The sequence below is a fragment of the Pseudomonas sp. Irchel s3b5 genome (assembly GCF_900187435.1).
In the GTDB taxonomy this organism is placed as follows: Bacteria; Pseudomonadota; Gammaproteobacteria; order Pseudomonadales; family Pseudomonadaceae; genus Aquipseudomonas.
This window is the reverse complement of sequence record NZ_FYDY01000018.1, coordinates 59,099-76,080: the sequence shown is the minus strand read 5'-3', so window position 1 is coordinate 76,080 and position 16,982 is coordinate 59,099. Positions and strand designations below refer to the sequence as shown.

16 protein-coding genes are annotated in these 16,982 nt (G+C 59.7%); 6 read left to right on the top strand and 10 right to left on the bottom strand.

Features of this window, described 5'->3' with window-relative positions; translation table 11 throughout:
- The first annotated feature begins 98 nt into the window (after window positions 1–98).
- From CKW15_RS18595 to CKW15_RS18580, 4 genes are all read left to right on the top strand, one after another.
- The gene (locus tag CKW15_RS18595; RefSeq protein WP_095060372.1) at window positions 99–1,304 is read left to right on the top strand and encodes an aspartate aminotransferase family protein; all 1,206 of its coding nucleotides are present in this window, start codon (window positions 99–101) and stop codon (window positions 1,302–1,304) included.
- A gap of 252 nt (window positions 1,305–1,556) precedes the next feature.
- On the top strand, window positions 1,557–1,913 hold the full coding sequence (locus tag CKW15_RS18590) for a type II toxin-antitoxin system RelE/ParE family toxin (RefSeq protein WP_095060371.1): 357 nt from the start codon (window positions 1,557–1,559) through the stop codon (window positions 1,911–1,913).
- A complete protein-coding gene (locus tag CKW15_RS18585; RefSeq protein ID WP_095060370.1) occupies window positions 1,906–2,226 on the top strand; it encodes a DNA-binding transcriptional regulator in 321 nt (106 codons plus the stop codon). Before CKW15_RS18590 ends, CKW15_RS18585 begins: the two co-directional genes overlap by 8 nt.
- A gap of 84 nt (window positions 2,227–2,310) precedes the next feature.
- A complete protein-coding gene (locus tag CKW15_RS18580) occupies window positions 2,311–2,469 on the top strand; it encodes a YqaE/Pmp3 family membrane protein (RefSeq protein ID WP_003228885.1) in 159 nt (52 codons plus the stop codon).
- Window positions 2,470–2,625: 156 nt separating this feature from the next.
- On the opposite strand, the gene CKW15_RS18575 is transcribed toward CKW15_RS18580, so the two are convergent.
- From CKW15_RS18575 to CKW15_RS18530, 10 genes are all read right to left on the bottom strand, one after another.
- Entirely contained in the window at window positions 2,626–4,452 is a 1,827-nt protein-coding gene (locus tag CKW15_RS18575; RefSeq protein WP_095152561.1) for a S9 family peptidase, read from the bottom strand.
- Complete coding sequence (gene pqqE / locus CKW15_RS18570) at window positions 4,418–5,554, bottom strand: pyrroloquinoline quinone biosynthesis protein PqqE (protein WP_371856309.1); 1,137 nt, start codon at window positions 5,552–5,554, stop codon at window positions 4,418–4,420. The genes CKW15_RS18575 and pqqE overlap by 35 nt, the downstream gene beginning before the upstream one ends.
- A 7-nt stretch (window positions 5,555–5,561) precedes the next feature.
- Complete coding sequence (gene pqqD / locus CKW15_RS18565) at window positions 5,562–5,837, bottom strand: pyrroloquinoline quinone biosynthesis peptide chaperone PqqD (RefSeq protein ID WP_095060365.1); 276 nt, start codon at window positions 5,835–5,837, stop codon at window positions 5,562–5,564.
- Entirely contained in the window at window positions 5,834–6,586 is a 753-nt protein-coding gene (gene pqqC / locus CKW15_RS18560; protein ID WP_095060363.1) for a pyrroloquinoline-quinone synthase PqqC, read from the bottom strand. The genes pqqD and pqqC overlap by 4 nt, the downstream gene beginning before the upstream one ends.
- A 116-nt stretch (window positions 6,587–6,702) precedes the next feature.
- Window positions 6,703–7,614 carry a pyrroloquinoline quinone biosynthesis protein PqqB gene (pqqB, locus tag CKW15_RS18555; RefSeq protein WP_095060362.1) on the bottom strand — a complete coding sequence of 304 codons (912 nt, stop codon included), beginning with the start codon at window positions 7,612–7,614 and terminating at the stop codon, window positions 6,703–6,705.
- Window positions 7,615–7,695: 81 nt separating this feature from the next.
- Entirely contained in the window at window positions 7,696–7,770 is a 75-nt protein-coding gene (gene pqqA / locus CKW15_RS18550; RefSeq protein WP_003444522.1) for a pyrroloquinoline quinone precursor peptide PqqA, read from the bottom strand.
- Between the two features lie 158 nt (window positions 7,771–7,928).
- The gene (gene pqqF, locus CKW15_RS18545) at window positions 7,929–10,358 is read right to left on the bottom strand and encodes a pyrroloquinoline quinone biosynthesis protein PqqF (RefSeq protein ID WP_095060361.1); all 2,430 of its coding nucleotides are present in this window, start codon (window positions 10,356–10,358) and stop codon (window positions 7,929–7,931) included.
- 48 nt (window positions 10,359–10,406) lie between these two features.
- A complete protein-coding gene (locus tag CKW15_RS18540; RefSeq protein WP_095060360.1) occupies window positions 10,407–11,201 on the bottom strand; it encodes a carbon-nitrogen hydrolase family protein in 795 nt (264 codons plus the stop codon).
- Between the two features lie 12 nt (window positions 11,202–11,213).
- Window positions 11,214–12,896, bottom strand: a complete 1,683-nt coding sequence (locus CKW15_RS18535) for an NAD(P)/FAD-dependent oxidoreductase (protein WP_095060358.1) — start codon at window positions 12,894–12,896, stop codon at window positions 11,214–11,216.
- A 286-nt stretch (window positions 12,897–13,182) separates the two neighbouring features.
- On the bottom strand, window positions 13,183–13,644 hold the full coding sequence (locus CKW15_RS18530; protein WP_046039454.1) for an Lrp/AsnC family transcriptional regulator: 462 nt from the start codon (window positions 13,642–13,644) through the stop codon (window positions 13,183–13,185).
- A 185-nt stretch (window positions 13,645–13,829) separates the two neighbouring features.
- On the opposite strand from CKW15_RS18530, the gene CKW15_RS18525 reads away from it, so the two are divergent.
- Together CKW15_RS18525 and CKW15_RS18520 are read left to right on the top strand one after the other, a co-directional pair.
- Window positions 13,830–16,181, top strand: a complete 2,352-nt coding sequence (locus CKW15_RS18525; protein WP_095152560.1) for a glucose/quinate/shikimate family membrane-bound PQQ-dependent dehydrogenase — start codon at window positions 13,830–13,832, stop codon at window positions 16,179–16,181.
- Window positions 16,182–16,339: 158 nt separating this feature from the next.
- The gene (locus CKW15_RS18520; RefSeq protein WP_095060404.1) at window positions 16,340–16,972 is read left to right on the top strand and encodes a peptidase M41; all 633 of its coding nucleotides are present in this window, start codon (window positions 16,340–16,342) and stop codon (window positions 16,970–16,972) included.
- Window positions 16,973–16,982 lie beyond the last annotated feature (10 nt).

Here is a 16,982-nt window from a genome sequence, read left to right as displayed (position 1 = left end):
TTCACAGGGCTTACAGGGCCAGAAAGCGAAATGGATACGGTGTGTTTCGATGGTATTTGCATAGGTAAGGCAAAAAACCTCCAGCGAGGTTTTCTCAGATGAATCTGTTCAAACTGCGTCGGCACATCCCCAGCCTTGATGATCTGGCGATGCACGCGCCCCTGCCATCCAAACGCGAACGGCCGCCGCAGGTTTTTGTCCGGGGCCAGGGTTCATGGTTATGGGACAGCGATGACCGCGCTTACCTGGATTTTTCCCAAGGGTGCGGCGCCAACACGCTCGGACATAGCCCATCGGTACTGGTCAATGCTATCGCCGCTCAAGCGCAATCGTTGATCAATCCCGGTTTCGATCTGCATAACCGCGGCATGCGCAATCTCACCGAACGACTGTGTGTCAGCACCGGCAGTGATCACGCCTGCTTGTTCAATTCAGGCAGCGAAGCCGGCGAGGCGGCGATCGAACTGGCGCGTAAATGGGGTCAAACACATCGCGGTGGTGCTTCGAGAATTATCGTGGCCAGCAATGATTGTCGTGGATTTGGTCTGGCGACGACTGCGGCGTCGGTCAGCCATGTCCCGTTCAATGACCTTCCTGCATTGCACGCGGCGGTGGATGAGCGAACCGTGGCAATTATGCTCGAACCGGTCCAGAGCGATGCTGGCGTCATTCCCGCCGCCGCGTATTACCTCAAAGGCGTCGAGCGGCTCTGTCGAGAGCTCGGCATTCTGTTGATCCTCGACGAAGTGCAATCCGGTGTCGGTCGCTGCGGCACTTTACTTGCCGAACAGTCCTACGGCGTCAAGGCGGATATCGTCGTGCTCGGCGAAGGATTGGGCGGTGGCGTGCCATTGGCTGCGTTGCTGGCGCGGGAAAAGGTGTGCTGTTTCGAAACGGGCGAGATGACCGCCACTCATCATCATGGCAATGCATTGATGGCGTCAGTGGGCCTAACGGTGCTTGACGCCGTGCAAGACAAAGGCTTGCTCAAACACGTCGCAGAGACCGGTCAACACTTGCGCGAAGGATTAGGGCGTTTGTCCCACCGCTACGGCCATGGCGAACTGCGCGGTCAGGGGCTGCTCTGGGGGCTGACACTGTCTGACGACTCGGCTGATGCCGTAGTCAAGGCCGCACTGTATGAAGGCCTGCTACTCAATGCCCCGCAACCCGACTGCTTGCGCTTTACCCCCGCGCTGAATGTGAGCAACGCCAACATCGACGAAATGCTCCTGCGCCTGGCTCGCGCCTTCTCCCGCGTACGCACCGCGCAATTGCAGTGCCGCAAAGGGATTGCCGTCTGATCAGACCTGCCCTACACAAATTCCAGAACCGTCTCGCGGTATAACGCACGCCCCACGCCTGATTCTTTTGGCGTGGGGCGTTTTTTTGTGGCCGGGTTTTGCCAAAAGCATTTCGGCGCTTGTGCGAAGGGCAGATCACTGGTTTTTTAGAGGGAATCGGCAAGGAGTGCCGGTGCCAACGTAACTGTTTGGTTGCTGCGTTGGCTTTGATATCTATACCACTGAGTGGTATGTTTTGTGGAAGGGATGCCAATGTCACCCAGGTTGTTCAAGACAAAGCGTTTTGCAACGCAAGCCGCGAAAGCGTGGATTGGTGATGATGAGCTTCGGGAAGCGTTCACCGAAATGCTCAATGGTCAGGCTGACAATTTAGGCGGCGGAGTCTGGAAGAAGCGTTTGAATGCCAACCGCCATCGCTCGATTGTCCTGGCTAAGGGAAGTGGATACTGGATTTATCAGTTCCTGTATGCGAAGAGAGATCAGAGCAATATTAGTCAGGCCGAACTGATCGGATTTCGAAAAATGGCAAAAACCTACGAGGGTCTGACAGAAGTGCAAGTGGAGTACTTGCTCAATACCAAGGAGTTTGTGGAGATACCTAATGAGTAAGAAATTTAAGAGTGAAGTATTTGAATCAATCCACGAGTCCGCCAGTGCCTTGTACGCCATCGGCGCAATCAGCAAGGCAACCATGCGTGAGTTCGATGAGTCTTGCCTTGCAACGGTACCGGATGCGATCCCGGCGCAGGAGATCAAGGCATTGCGCGAGCGCAACAATGTCAGTCAGCCGGTGTTTGCACGCTACTTGAACACCAGCGCTTCGACCGTCAAGCAATGGGAGGCTGGGGATAAGCGCCCCAGTGGCATGGCGTTGAAGTTGCTGAGCATCGTGCAGAAACACGGTCTGGAGATACTGGCCTGAGCAATCGTGCTGAACCCTGACAAGCGGCACAGGTCGATTAGCTGTAGGGTGTGAACGAACCCACCCCCAATCAGGAGCTGCCCCATGGACTTCATTCGCATCATCATCGCCATTCTGTTACCGCCGCTGGGCGTGTTTCTGCAAGTAGGATTTGGCGGGGCGTTCTGGCTGAATATTCTGCTGACGCTGTGCGGCTACATTCCGGGGATCGTGCATGCGGTGTACATCATCGCCAAGCGTTGAGTCGAGTGTCGGCAGGTAGATTGCCTTCGCGAGCAGGTCGTATTGCCGCACCGTCACTCCCACACTCGATCGAGTTCTCCCAAAGGAACGCGATTAATTGTGGGAGCGAGCTTGCTCGCGATTGAGGCGCCACCGTGTCGGCAGTGAGCGTGGGCTTCAGCCCGCTGAGTCCATCATCCGCCGATAAAACAGCCACTCCTGTTCCAGCGCATGGGCCTGATTGCCGGCCTTGCGAAAGCCATGGCGTTCGTCGGCGTAGTAGTGCGCTTCGACCAGAACGCCGTTGTCCTGCAGGGCCTCGACCATGTCGCGGGTCTGCTGTGGCACAACCACGGCATCCAGTTCCCCTTGAAAGAAAATCACCGGTACGCGGATGTTGCCTGCGTGCAGTAACGGCGTTCGTGCGGCGTAGCGCTCGGCGTCCTGCTCTGGATCGCCGATCAGCCAATCCAGGTAGTCACCCTCGAACTTGTGGGTCGCACGGCCCAGCGCGACCGGGTCGCTGACCCCATAAAGGCTCGCCCCGGCCCGGAATACGTTGTGGAAAGCCAGAGCACACAGCGTGGTGTACCCGCCCGCGCTGCCTCCTCGAATGAACGCTTTATTGCCGTCAATCAATCCGCGTTCGGCGAGATGGCTGACCACAGCACACGCATCTTCGACATCGACCGCTCCCCAACTCAAATGCAATGCCTGGCGGTAAGCCCGGCCATAGCCGCTGCTGCCGCGATAGTTGAGGTCGGCCACGGCGAAGCCGCGTTGCGCCCAGTACTGAATGCGCGGATCGAGCATCGGGTAGCACGCCGACGTCGGGCCGCCGTGGATGAACACCACCAATGGCGGTTTCGCCTGGCCAGCCATCGCCGGATAGAAGAAACCGTGTGCCTCACCGGAACCGCTTGGATAACGCAGTGTTTGTGGCTGGCTGATCTGCTCGGCGGGCAGCGGCGCAACGCCGCCGGCCAGTACCTTTACTTGCCGGGACTGGCGATCGATTGCGATCACGGCGGTTGAACTGAGCGGCGAAGCGGCAATGCAGTAGATGAATTGTTCATCCAGCGCGAGATGGCGGAAGCGGCTGTAGTCCCCGGTGAAGTCTTCGCACGTGGCACCGCGAAGACCCAGTCGGCCGAAACCCTCTTCGGTCCAACTCGCCAGATAGTTAGCTTCGCCCAGCGGCAACCAAGTACATCCACCGAGTTGCCAAGGCGCGGGGCCATGGTCGGCGGCGGCACTTGGCAGAGGGCTCAGGCCATTTTCAGATGCCACCCACGGTTGCCAGTAACCGCCACGATCGGTCAGGCAAAACAAACGGCCGGAGTGATCAAATCTCGGTTGCTGCAGGGACTCCTGAAGGGTGTCTCCGGCCACGCATCGGGCCGGGCCAAAGCCACCGTCGTTCTGGCGTTCGGAAATCATCAAACGGGTCGCGGTCCAGGGTTGATCGGGGCGACTCCATTCGATCCAGGCCAGACGACGCGCGTCTGGACTGAGGGTCGGGGCGGCGTAGAAGTCAGCGCCTTCGGCCAACAAATGCCGCGTGCCGTCGACCAGATCAATGGCCACCAAACGGTGCTCATTACGGTTTTCCTCAACCGCCAGCACCTGGCCGTCGGCGAACTGCAGATCACCGTAGCGACATACGCCAGACGTAAGCACTTCGGGCGTTTCGCCCTGTATCGACTGACGATACAACTGCTGGTCAGCCTCGTTGACGAAAACGATCCCATCGTCCGTCAGACAAAACGCACCACCGCCATATTCGTAAACCCGGCTACGCACGCTGAACCCTGGCGGCGTCAGACATTTCGCCACGCCGTTACGCCAATGCCAGATCCGGCACGCGGCGTCTGCGGGGCGATACTCGTTCCAGAACAGGCCCTGTGGGCCGACCTGCAGTTCGGCAAAATCGATGCCGGCGGCGACAGCTTTGGCAGCGCTGATAGGCTCAGCTTTTGGCGATGAGGCGTGAGTTTCGTTCATTGCGAAAGGCCAGTTGTTCGATGGTCTGGGTGGCGTGCTCGGCTTCTTCGCGGGCTTTGAGGATCACGCCGTGATGTTCGGATTTGCTGCATACCGGGTCGGCGTTGCTCGCATCGCCGGTGAGCATGAAGGCCTGACAACGGCAGCCGCCGAAGTCTTTTTCTTTCTCGTCGCACGAGCGGCAAGGCTCGGGCATCCAGTCGTAACCACGGAAGCGGTTGAAGCCGAACGAGTCATACCAGATGTGCTGCATGCTGTGGTCGCGCACGTTGGGAAACTGCACCGGCATCTGTCGGGCACCGTGACAGGGCAGTGCGGTTCCGTCCGGTGTGACGGTCAGAAAAATACTGCCCCAGCCATTCATGCAGGCTTTCGGGCGTTCTTCATAGTAGTCCGGTGTAACGAAAATCAACTTGCACGGATGCCCTTCGGCTTCGAGCTTGGCGCGGTACTCGTTGGTGATGCGCTCGGCCCGCACCAGTTGTTCTTTGGTCGGCAATAGCCCGACGCGATTGAGCTGCGCCCAACCGTAAAACTGGCAAGTGGCGAGTTCGACGAAGTCCGCTTCAAGGGCGATGCACAGCTCGATGATGCGGTCGATCTTGTCGATGTTGTGCCGATGGGTGACGAAGTTCAGCACCATCGGGTAGCCGTGGGCTTTTACCGCCCGGGCCATTTCCAGTTTCTGCGCGAAGGCTTTTTTTGAGCCGGCCAGCAGGTTGTTCACCTGCTCGTCGCTGGCCTGGAAACTGATCTGGATGTGATCAAGCCCGGCTTTTTTGAAGTCGCTGATTTTCTGTTCGGTCAGGCCGATGCCGGAGGTGATCAGGTTGGTGTAGAAACCCAGCTTTCGGGCTTCAGCGATCAGCTCGGCGAGGTCTTGGCGCACCAGCGGCTCGCCACCGGAAAAACCCAGTTGCGCCGCGCCCATCTCCCGCGCTTCGCGGAATACCTTGATCCACTGTTCGGTGCTGAGCTCCTTGCCTTGCTCGGCGAAATCCAGCGGATTGGAGCAGTACGGGCATTGCAGCGGGCAGCGATAGGTCAGCTCGGCGAGCAACCAAAGCGGCAGGCCGATTTCCGGTTTGGGCGGTACTTGCACCGATGAATCAGGCAAGTTCGATCCAGTGCTGCGCACGGGCAACCTCCATGAACTGCTCGATGTCCTCACCGAGTTCGAGCACGCCGGGGAACTGCTGGTCGAGTTCGGCGATGATCGCTGCGACGTCGCGTTCGCCATCGATCAAACCGCCAATCAATGCGGCGCTGTCATTGAGTTTAATCATGCCTTCCGGGTACAGCAGCACATGGCCTTTTTGCGCCGGTTCGTACTGGAAGCGGTAGCCGGGACGCCAGGTCGGGGTCTTGCTGCGATCGAAACTCATAAGGTGATTCCTTTGTGCCAGACCCGTTCCCCGGTCACGCTGTGATACGGCGGGCGTTTCAGTTCGTAGGCCATGCTCATGGCGTCGAGCATGCTCCAAAGAATGTCCAGTTTGAACTGGAGAATTTCCAGCATGCGCTCCTGGCCTTCGCGGGTTTTGTAGTGCTCAAGCGTGATCGCCAGACCGTGCTCGACATCGCGCCGCGCCTGGCCCAGGCGGGTGCGGAAATACTCGTAGCCGGCCGGGTCGATCCACGGGTAATGCTGCGGCCAGCTGTCCAGGCGCGACTGATGAATTTGCGGGGCGAACAGTTCCGTCAGCGAGCTGCTGGCGGCTTCCTGCCAACGGGCCCGACGGGCGAAATTGACGTAAGCGTCGACGGCGAAGCGTACGCCGGGCAGTACCAGTTCCTGGGAGCGCAATTGGTCCGGGTCGAGACCAACGGCTTGACCCAATCGCAACCACGCTTCGATGCCGCCGTCTTCACCGGGGGCTCCGTCATGGTCGAGCAGGCGCTGAATCCACTCGCGCCGGATCTCGCGGTCCGGACAGTTGGCGAGGATCGCCGCGTCCTTCAGGGGGATGTTCACCTGATAGTAAAAGCGGTTGGCGACCCAGCCCTGGATCTGCTCACGGCTCGCCCGGCCTTCGTACATCGCCACGTGATACGGGTGATGGATGTGGTAGTAGGCGCCCTTGGCGCGCAGGGCCGCTTCGAATTCGGCGGGGGACATTGGGGTGTCAGTCATTGCGGTTCTCCGGGTAGGACCGGTGGATTCTTCATCGTCTGAGCTGGCCTCATCGCCGGCAAGCCAGCTCCTACATTCCCCTGTAGGAGCTGGCTTGCCAGCGATGGGACCATTCGCTACAGCACAATACTCATGCCGTCATAAGCCACTTCAACATTGCGCCGATCCAGCTCCGCACGCTCCGGTGAATCCTCATCAAGAATGGGGTTGGTGTTGTTGATGTGGATAAGCACCTTGCGCGACTCGGGCAGTTGCTCAAAGACTTCGAGCATACCGCCGGGGCCGTTCTGCGCCAGGTGGCCCATCTCGCGACCGGTGCGGGTACCGACGCCGCGACGCTGCATTTCATCGTCGTCCCACAACGTTCCATCCACCAGCAGGCAATCGCTGTCGGCCATGATGTCCAGCAGCGCCGCATCCACCTTGCCCAGTCCCGGCGCATAGAACAGTTTGCCTCCGGTGCCGAGGTCTTCGACGATCAGGCCGATGTTGTCGCCAGGATGCGGGTCGAAGCGATGGGGCGAGTAGGGCGGTGCGGCGCTACGCAGAGGCAATGGGGTGAAACGCAGGTTCGGGCAGGCCGGCACGCTGAAGCTCTGGTCGAGCTCAATGCGGTTCCAGTTCAACCCGCCATTCCAGTGAGTCAGCATGGTGAACAGCGGGAAACCGGTGCTCAAGTCTTCGTGGACCATGTCGGTGCACCACACTTGGTGCGGGCAACCCTCGCGCAGCATGAGCAGGCCGGTGGTGTGATCGATTTGGCTGTCCATCAGGATGATTGCGCTGATCCCGGTATCACGCAGGGCGCGGCCCGGTTGCATCGGGGCGAAGTCCTGGAGTTGTGCGCGGATGTCCGGGGACGTGTTGCACAGCACCCAGTTCACGCCGTCATCGGAGATCGCGATGGACGATTGCGTCCGCGCCTTGGCCCGCAGGCTGCCGTCGCGAAAACCTGCGCAGTTCACGCAGTTGCAGTTCCACTGTGGAAAACCGCCGCCGGCAGCGGAACCTAGAATCTGGACAAACATGGGCGCTCCATCATTTCAACGCTGAAAATAAAACGCCTCGGATAACCGAGGCGTTGTGCTGCTCATCTGCCAAGGCAGAGATTAGCGGCTTGCGAAGTACATGGTGACTTCAAAGCCGATACGCAGATCGGTGTAAGCCGGTTTGGTCCAGGCCATAAATCGAGCTCCTTCAAGTAGGGTGGGACAGCGCTATCTATAGGTATAGTCCACCTCAAGTGAGAGATGTTCCAAATAGTTAGGCTGCTATGTTACTCAAAATTTCAAAGGGATTGCCCGTGAATCTTTGAGAAAGCTCCTTACCGCCCCGGTAATGATCATTTTGTCGCTTGCCAAGGAGCGCCTGGTTTCGCGCAGTTGGCAAGGCACAGCCAGCCGCCTTCGGCCTGATTCAATCGCTGTGCTGCTGCGAGCAATTCAGCGCGGTCGATCTGCAGGATTGCTTCGGGCAGTTGTGTCAGGTAATCCGACGAGCGGCCGGCCAGTTTGCCCTGCCAGAGTAGGTCGGCGGCCTGGGCGGTGGGCAACACGGTGCTCGAAAACTGTTCGGCGAGCACCTGGCGCTGAGCGATCAAAACAGGGTCGTCGATGGCAGTGATCCGTTCCGGTAACCCGCCCAGAAAATGCTCGATGTGTTGCAGCAGCTCCGTTGGCGCAACGCTTGGCGATTGCACGCCGAACAGCAGCCCGGTTTGCCCATGAATCTGGCGCAGGGCGCTGAACACCGCATAACCCAGTTGCAACTCCACCCGCAGCCGTTGGTAAAACGGTGTCTGGCAGAGGTGAGCGAGTAAACGCCAGGCAGCTTCGTCGGACATTTCGTCAGTCGCTGTCGGGCAGAACAGCAGCAGTGCGTGTTCGCTGGAGCCGGTGTCGACCGTGCTCCACACCCGCCGCGAACGGATCGAAGTCGGCAACGCCGGTTGATGATCAGACGTGCCGGGTACTCGACTCAAAGCCAGCCCCATGCCCGCTTGAGTCTGAGCGGATAACCCCACGGCCAGACCATCCCAGCGAGCACTCGACCAGAGCTGCTGGACGTCATCCGAGTGCGCAGTGGGTTCTAGACAGTGGTCGGGCAACGCCTTGAGCAGTTGTCGAATCGGCATCTGTGCGGCGCTCGCCGGTTCTTCCTGTGAGAACCCCGCAACAGGCGTTGTCAGCTCTTTCAGCGCATGCTCCAGGACGATGGGCATCGGCTCCTGTAGCCCGGTCATTTTCAGCAGCCATTCATTTCCCGAAGCGCTGAAGGAAAAATCCACACCGGCCTGACGTGCGTCTTCGCGCAACGGTTGCAGGTCATTTTCCAATCGTGATTGAAGGGTGCTGCCGGGTGTCGAGTCCAGACGCCAGCGCAGATAAATCGCACCTTCCGCACCGTTGTCCGGTAGTGCCTGACTGAACTGCATCGGTGAGCGTTCGCGACGACTGCGCGAGCGATCCTGGGCAAAGGTGCGCAGGCCACGGTGGGCACTGGTCTGGCCGCGAATCAGTCCGGCGTTCGATGCCGGTGCTTCGGCGCGCAAAAAAGGATTGGGTGCCGGCAATTGCCAAGGGCCGCTGAAGTTATCCACAGCGCCAATTTGTTCAAGGATTGATTTGAGGGCTGTAACGCCGTGCTCGGTTAACCCGAATTCGCGTTGTTCGCTGTCCAGACGGGCCAATTGCAGCGCACTGCTGACCTGTTGCTGACGCTCAAGCAACGCCGCGTATTCTTCGCGTACCCCGCTCCAGTTTTGCCCGGCGAAGAAGCTCAGCCAATCCATGAGTCGTTCAGGAATTCCGGTTACCGGCGCATTGGCGGGCAAGGTGAATTCGATGTGCAGCACGGCTTGCCCGGCGAACTGGTACAGCGGGGTGGCCTTGAGTTTTAGAGCTAGCCCGCGTTCGTGTAAATCCGCCAGCAAACTGCCCGGTTTCTCGGTGTTGAGCCAATGGCACAGAAACGCCAGCGCTTCGGCAGACGACTCGGGTAGCGCTTCGAGCGTGAACAGTAAATCCAATCGCCGCTCGCCGGCCTGTTGATAACTTCTATCCGACGTTTCCATCAGGGGAGTTGGGGCTTGTTGTGCTACAACTTCGCCCTTGGCAATGACTCTGCCAAACGCGTTGGCCATCTCCCTCAATTCATCGAGACTCTGCGGTCCCGCCAGGCTCAAGGTCATCTGCCCGGTCTGATAGTAGCGCTGGTAAAAATCCTGCAAGGCTTGCTGAAACTCGGGTTGCGCAACAGGCAGGCTGTCGCGATTGCCAGCGTGAAAGCCTCGCAGTGGATGAGCCTGTGAAAGTCCGTTGAAGAGAGCAAACTGCTGCTGAGCTGTCGGATCTTGCGACCACGCGACATATTCCGCGTGCAGCACTTCCCGCTCCCGCATTTGATCGTCCGGATTCATACGCGGATGGGCGAGCATGTCTGACAGACGCTCCAGCCCATCAACGAATGCTTGAGGTGGCAATTCGAAAAAGTAGTCGGTGGTGCGTTCGCTGGTCCGCGCATTCACTTGTCCACCATGACTCTGGACGTAAGCCATCAGCCCTTGTCCCGCAGGAAAACGCTCAGTCCCCAAAAACAGCAGATGCTCGAGAAAGTGCGCCAGACCGGGCCAGGCCAGTGGCACGTCATGGCTGCCCGCAGCAACGCGCAACGCTGCCGCGCAGCGCTTCAAGTTCGGTGCATGACGCAGCGTCACCCGCAAGCCATTGGCCAGGGTTTCAGTGTGGGGGCGAGGGGGATTCAGCGCGGGCATGGGCACTTCCAGAACAGTGAAGTGCCAATGCTAGCGGATTACGGTGGGCTAGCGCTTGTTCAGGTCGCCGTAAAGCTCGGGACGACGATCAATCAGGTAGCGATTGGCGGCACGGGAATCGATCATCAGCTGTCGATTCAGCTCTGCGACGATCAGTGCCTCATCCAATCCGGCCTGGGCAATGCGGCTGCCATCCGGCGCAGCGATGCTGCTCTGGCCGCAGTAGTGGATGTCGCCTTCTGTACCGCAGTAGTTGGCGTAGGCCACATAGCATTGGTTTTCGAAGGCGCGGGCGCGCACGGTGACATCGGCGACGAAATCGAACGGAATCATGTTCGCGGTCGGCACCAGAATCAGCTCTGCACCGGCCAGGGCCAGACGTCGGGCGTTCTCCGGAAATTCCAGGTCGTAGCAGATCAGGAAGCCGAGCTTCCAGCCATTGAGTTCAACGATGGGAAAATCGTCGGAACCGGCGCTGAACATCGAGTGATCCAGATCGCCGAACAGATGGGTCTTGCGGTAGTTGCAGACGCGCTCGCCATTAGCGTCTATCAGCTGCACGGCGTTGTAGATCTGCCCGTCCTCGGTGCGCTCGGGGTAGCCATACAAAATGGCGATCCCGGCAGCCTTTGCAATACGCGCAATCTGCTGCGCCGATTCACCGTTGTGCACCTGCGCCAGCACGCTGACGGCATCGACGCCGATGTTGTAGCCGGTCAGGAACATTTCCGGCAGCACCAACAGATCGGCGCCTTTTGCCTCCAGCACAAGCTGCTGCAAGCGGTGCAGGTTGCCGGCGACATCCAGCGGCAGCGGTGGACATTGGTAAAGGGCTACGCGCATTTCGGATTCCTCTTACTCGGGCAGGGCGATCGGTCCGATCTCGTTGAACACATCTCCTGGACCCGGATTCTCGGCGTGAGTTGCACCGCCGAAATGTTTCATGATGCCCCACACCGCGTTGAGCGACGTCTGTACCGCGCCCTCAACCCAGGCCGGTGTCCACGAAACGTCGTCACCGGCGATGAAGATCCCGCGCTGCTCGGCTGGCATGTCGTCCTGCATGAAGTGCGCGTACATGCGCTGGTTGTAGCGGTAGTGGCCGGGCAGGGCGCCTTTGAACGCGCCGAGGAAATGCGGGTCGGCTTCCCACGAAACGGTGATCGGGTCGCCGATGATGCGCGCGGCGATGTCGACTTTCGGGTAGATCTTCTTCAACGCATCCAGCGCCAGCTTCACGCGTTTTTCCACCGGCTGCGGCAGCATTTTCAGCGCGTCGCTCATCCACGAGTACGACAGGCAAATCACGCCGGGTTTGTCGTCGCCGTTGTCGAACAGATAGGTGCCACGGGTCAGGCGATCGGTGAGGGTCATGCTCATCAGGTCGCGGCCGGTTTCTGGATCTTTATCCTTCCAGAACGGGCGGTCGACCATCACGAAAGTCTTCGACGACTGCATGTAGCGAGTGCGGTCCAAAGCCATCCACATCTTTTGCGAAAACAGGGTTTCGTCGCATTCGATCTGGGTGGTCAGCAACCAGCTCTGGCAGGTGGTCAGCACGGCGGCGTATTCGCGGGTGTCGCCCCAGTTGTCGGTGACGGCGAAACGGCCACCCGGCGCGTGGGAAATCTTCTTCACGCCAGTGCGTGGTGCGCCGTTGTGCAACGAGCTGAGGCTGGTGCCCGCTGGCCAATGCGCGCAACGTTCCGGCACATGACGCCAGATGCCCTGCGGAACCTGTTCCACGCCACCGACCACCAGGTGCTGGTGATCGTCGCAGTTGGTCATCACCACGCGGAAAATTTCCAGCATCGAGTTCGGGAAGTCCGAGTCCCAGCCGCCGGTACCGAAACCGACCTGGCCGAACACTTCGCGGTGATGGAACGAGAGCTTGGCGAACGCTTTGGAGGTGGCGACGAAATCGTAGAAGGTGCGGTCGTCCCACAGCGGCACCAGGGTGTTCCACAGCTCTTTCAGGCGTGGCACATCGCGGTCGCGAATGGCTTGCTGGATATCGGCAAACTGCGAACCGGCTTCTAGCGCATCAGCCCAGGCGTCAGCCACTTCCTGGAACAGCGCAGGAAGATCCGACAGCTTCTGTGCGTAATGGGTCTGGCCTTCGAGGTCGATCACCGTGCTGCCCGACGCGGGCGTCAGCGGGTTAGGGAAAGGCTTGGTTTCCAGACCCAGTTTGTCGACGTAGTGATAGAACGCGGTGGACGATACCGGGAAACGCATCCCGCCCAGTTCGGCAACAATGCCTTCGGCGCCATTGAACGCCTGAGAGCGAAGACGGCCGCCCATTTTCGAGGCTTCGTAGACGACCGGTTTCAGGCCCAGTTTCATCAGCTCATACGCCGCCACCAGACCGGCGATCCCGCCACCGACAATCGCCACTTCGGCACCGTGATTGTGCTCGGGAATGCTGCCCAAACCGGCCGGGTGTTCGATCCAGTCGTCGAAGGCGAAAGGAAAGTCGGGGCCGAAAATGGTGATTGGTTTCTTACCGTCTGCAGGATGGCGATTGTTCTTGTTCATGGCTGACCTTGCTGGCGACCCGACGCGGAATGCGCATCTGAGTATAGGAAAAGATGCCAGCCATTCTAGAGAGCACAGAACACGTTAATAAGACGCAAAGTGTCGTCGTTTTGCCATTTATCAGGTCATTCTGACAATGTTACTGCGCACACTGACCACTGTAGGAGCTGGCTTGCCAGCGAAGAGGCCGTGGAATTTTGTATTGAAGATCCGGACGCCTTCGCCGGCAAGCCAGCTCCTACAGGTCTTTGCTAGCCTGTCAGGCACCTAAAACCACCGGAAAAACTTAAACCGGCTGCCCCCGATCAATCTTGCTACTCAAGATGATCGACGTCGTGGTCTTCTCCACCCCATCCACGCTGCCAATCTGATCCAGCAACTGATCCAGCTGCTCCGGCGAATCGGTGCGCAACCACGCCACATAATCAAATTCGCCACTCACAGCACACAACTGCTGCACCTGCGCCATAGCACTCAACCGCCGCAACACCTCCTTGCCCGAACGCGGTTGCACTGTAATCCCCACATATGCCTGCAACCCGCCATCCACCACCCTCTGTCCAAGACGCACACCATAACCAGTGATTACCTTGGCCTTTTCCAAGCGCGCCAGGCGTGAAGTCACCGTGGTGCGGGCAATGCCCAATTGCCGGGCGAGCATGGCCACGCTCTCGCGGGCGTTGATCTGCAGGGCGGCAATCAACTGGCGGTCGATTTCATCGAGAACGGGTGTGCGAGTGTCAGGCAAAGGGTTATCTCCAGCGGCATGGATCAGTGCGCAAGCATGTTACAGGCAGTTTCTGTACGACGCTCGCGACGGATCCTTGATCTGGCCTCAGTACCGTTCATGACATTTCCAGCTGCGACAAATTGCCATAAGTAACTAGCTAGTACATTATTCCGCCCTTGTCACAAATGGGGAAAATGTCCGACATGAAAAATTCTGGGGCTGCCGCCGGCAGCAAATGGGTGCTGGCGGGGCTGGGTGTGTTGATTGCACTGATCGGGCTCGGTCTGGTCGGTGGCGGTGGTTACCTGATCGCGCTGGGTGGTAGCTGGTATTTCCTGCTGATGGGCCTGGCGATGCTGGCGTCCGGGCTGATGATTGCCCGGCGTAGGCAGCTCGGTGCCTGGCTGTACGGTGTCGCGTTGATTCTCACGGCGATCTGGGCTGTTTGGGACACCGGTTTTGAATACTGGCCGCTGGTCTCGCGGGTGCTGACGTTTGCCGTCATCGGTCTGGTGGTGGCGTTGATCTATCCGACCCTGGTCCGCGCTTCGGGCGCGAGCGGCGGGCGTGGCGCTTACGGCTTGGCGGGCATTCTGGGTGTTGGCGTCGTTGCGACCTTGGCCTACATGTTCGTGCCGACCCACGTGGTTAAAAACGCCACTGTGCCTGCGGTAACGCCGGTTGCTCCGGGCACCGAACAGAAAGACTGGGCCCATTGGGGCAACACCACCGCTGGCAACCGCTTCGCCGCGCTGGACCAGATCAACAAGGGCAACATCGACAAGTTGCAGGTCGCGTGGACCTTCCGCACCGGCGACATTCCGCAGAGCACCGGCGCTGGCGCCGAAGACCAGAACACCCCGCTGCAAATCGGTGACACGGTCTACACCTGCACCGCCTACGGCAAAGTCTTCGCCCTCGATGCCGACACCGGCACCCAACGCTGGAAGTTCGACCCGCAAGGCACCGCGCCCAACTGGCAGCGCTGCCGTGGCCTGGGCTATTCCGAAACCCCGGCGTCTTCAGACAATCAGCCTACAGCCTGTACGAAACGTCTGTTTCTGCCGACCGGCGATGCGCGCCTGATCGCCATCAACGCTGAAACCGGCAAGCCCTGCGAAGAGTTCGGCAATAAAGGCACCGTCGATCTGACTACTGACATGGGCGAAGTGAAGCCCGGTTACTACCAGCAAACCTCGACCCCATTGGTTGCGGGTGACGTAGTGATCGTCGGTGGCCGCGTGGCCGATAACTATTCCACTGGCGAGCCGCCGGGCGTGGTGCGTGCCTACGACGTGCGCACTGGTGAACTGGTCTGGGCGTGGGATCCGGGTAACCCGAACACCACCAAACGCCCTCCGGCCGGTGAGACGTATACCCGTGGTACGCCGAACGTGTGGTCGGCCACGTCCTACGACGCCAATCTCGGTCTGGTGTACCTGCCAACCGGTAACGCCACACCGGATTTCTTCGGCGGTCAGCGCACCGAAATGGACAACAAGTGGAACTCCTCCGTCGTTGCCATCGACGTGAAAACCGGCCAAGTGCGCTGGCATTTCCAGACCACCCACAACGATCTGTGGGATTTCGACCTGCCTGCCCAACCGCTGCTGTACGACGTGCCCGACGACAAGGGCGGCACCCAGCCTGCGCTGGCGCAAGTCACCAAGCAAGGCGAGATCTTCCTGCTCAACCGTGAGACCGGCGTGCCGATCGCTCGGGTTGAAGAGCGTCCGGTGCCGCAGGGCCATGTGCCCGGCGAACACTACTCGCCGACCCAGCCGTTCTCTGTCGACATGCCGTCCATCGGCAACAAAACCCTGACCGAGTCCGACATGTGGGGCGCCACACCGTTCGACCAATTGATGTGCCGCATCCAGTTCAAAGGCATGCGCCACGAAGGCGTCTACACCCCGCCAGGCATGGACCGCGCCCTGCAATTCCCGGGCTCGCTGGGCGGCATGAACTGGGGCAGCGTCTCGGTTGATCCGAACACTAACTACATGTTCGTCAACGACATGCGCCTGGGCCTGGCCAACTACATGATCCCGCGTGACAAGATCGGCGCCGGGGCCAGCGGTATCGAAATGGGCGTGGTCCCGCAGGAAGGCACGCCGTTCGGCGCCATGCGCGAACGCTTCCTCTCGGCAGTTGGCATTCCGTGCCAGAAACCACCGTTCGGCACCATGTCGGCCATCGACCTCAAGACCCACAAACTGATGTGGCAAGTCCCGGTCGGCACCGTGCAAGACACCGGCCCGATGGGCATCCGCATGCACCTGCCAATTCCGATCGGCATGCCGACCCTCGGCGCATCGCTCGCCACCCAGTCGGGCCTGCTGTTCTTCGCCGGCACCCAGGACTTCTACCTGCGCGCCTTCGACACCGGCAACGGCAACGAAATCTGGAAATCGCGCCTGCCAGTGGGCAGCCAGTCCGGGCCGATGACCTACGTTTCACCGAAAACCGGCAAGCAGTACATCCTGCTGACGGTGGGCGGCGCGCGTCAGTCGACGGATCGTGGGGATTATGTGATTGCTTACGCTTTACCGTAGGAGCGAGCCTGCTCGCGATGGACGTTAACGATAACGCGTACTTGCAGAATAAACGCGTCGTTCTTGAGTTCATCGCGAGCAAGCTCGCTCCTACAGTGCGCGGGGCGCTAGAGTTACTCGTAGTCGAATGCTGGAACGAAGGTTCAGATGCGATGGACATGACGAGGAAGCTGCCTCCCGCAGTACGCGAGCGTGCATTGCAAATCGCCCATCACGAAATGGGCCACTACGTCGTGGCCCGCGCCCTGGGCTTTGCCACGGGGGGTGTGACCTTGACGGTGACCAAGGATCTGCGCCACTACGGAGGGGCGACCATTACCCTGGTGCGCCCCATTTCGTCGATGGAAGCCATGAAGGAACATCTGGAAGCCCGAATGATGGTGCTCCTGGCTGGCGCTATGGCGCAAACCCTGCCCTCAAAACCCTCAGCCGCCAAACGCGTCGACAAGCGCAAAGCCACCGCCATCCTCAAAGGCGAGCAGGGCGCGGAGCAGGATTACGCAAAGGTCAGGGAGCTTCAGCATCTGCTGCGAAATATCGTCTACCCGGACACTGATCCTGCGTCGGTTGAGCGGATCGCGGCGGAGCTTAAAGAGATGACAGATCGGCTGTGGCTTCGGACTCAAAAAATCATAGAAGATCAGGCCGAGACGATTGCCGAATTGGCGGCGACATTGGTCGACGGCATGACGCTCGTTGAGCAGTGGGGACGGCCGGCGGATACGTATCAGGGCATGCTGACGGGGCCAATGCTGGAACGGCGGTTGGCCGTGCAGGCCATGCCTTCATGATGTGATTGAA

Coding starts and splice junctions, on each gene's coding strand:
- CKW15_RS18590 (WP_095060371.1), top strand. CDS start 1,557: ATGTCACCCAGGTTGTTCAAGACAAAGCGTTTTGCAACGCAAGCCGCG.
- pqqC (WP_095060363.1), bottom strand. CDS start 6,586: ATGACTGACACCCCAATGTCCCCCGCCGAATTCGAAGCGGCCCTGCGC.
- CKW15_RS18575 (WP_095152561.1), bottom strand. CDS start 4,452: ATGAACGAAACTCACGCCTCATCGCCAAAAGCTGAGCCTATCAGCGCT.
- CKW15_RS18580 (WP_003228885.1), top strand. CDS start 2,311: ATGGACTTCATTCGCATCATCATCGCCATTCTGTTACCGCCGCTGGGC.
- CKW15_RS18595 (WP_095060372.1), top strand. CDS start 99: ATGAATCTGTTCAAACTGCGTCGGCACATCCCCAGCCTTGATGATCTG.
- CKW15_RS18535 (WP_095060358.1), bottom strand. CDS start 12,896: ATGAACAAGAACAATCGCCATCCTGCAGACGGTAAGAAACCAATCACC.
- CKW15_RS18585 (WP_095060370.1), top strand. CDS start 1,906: ATGAGTAAGAAATTTAAGAGTGAAGTATTTGAATCAATCCACGAGTCC.
- pqqF (WP_095060361.1), bottom strand. CDS start 10,358: ATGCCCGCGCTGAATCCCCCTCGCCCCCACACTGAAACCCTGGCCAAT.
- CKW15_RS18520 (WP_095060404.1), top strand. CDS start 16,340: ATGACGAGGAAGCTGCCTCCCGCAGTACGCGAGCGTGCATTGCAAATC.
- CKW15_RS18525 (WP_095152560.1), top strand. CDS start 13,830: ATGAAAAATTCTGGGGCTGCCGCCGGCAGCAAATGGGTGCTGGCGGGG.
- pqqB (WP_095060362.1), bottom strand. CDS start 7,614: ATGTTTGTCCAGATTCTAGGTTCCGCTGCCGGCGGCGGTTTTCCACAG.
- pqqD (WP_095060365.1), bottom strand. CDS start 5,837: ATGAGTTTCGATCGCAGCAAGACCCCGACCTGGCGTCCCGGCTACCGC.
- CKW15_RS18540 (WP_095060360.1), bottom strand. CDS start 11,201: ATGCGCGTAGCCCTTTACCAATGTCCACCGCTGCCGCTGGATGTCGCC.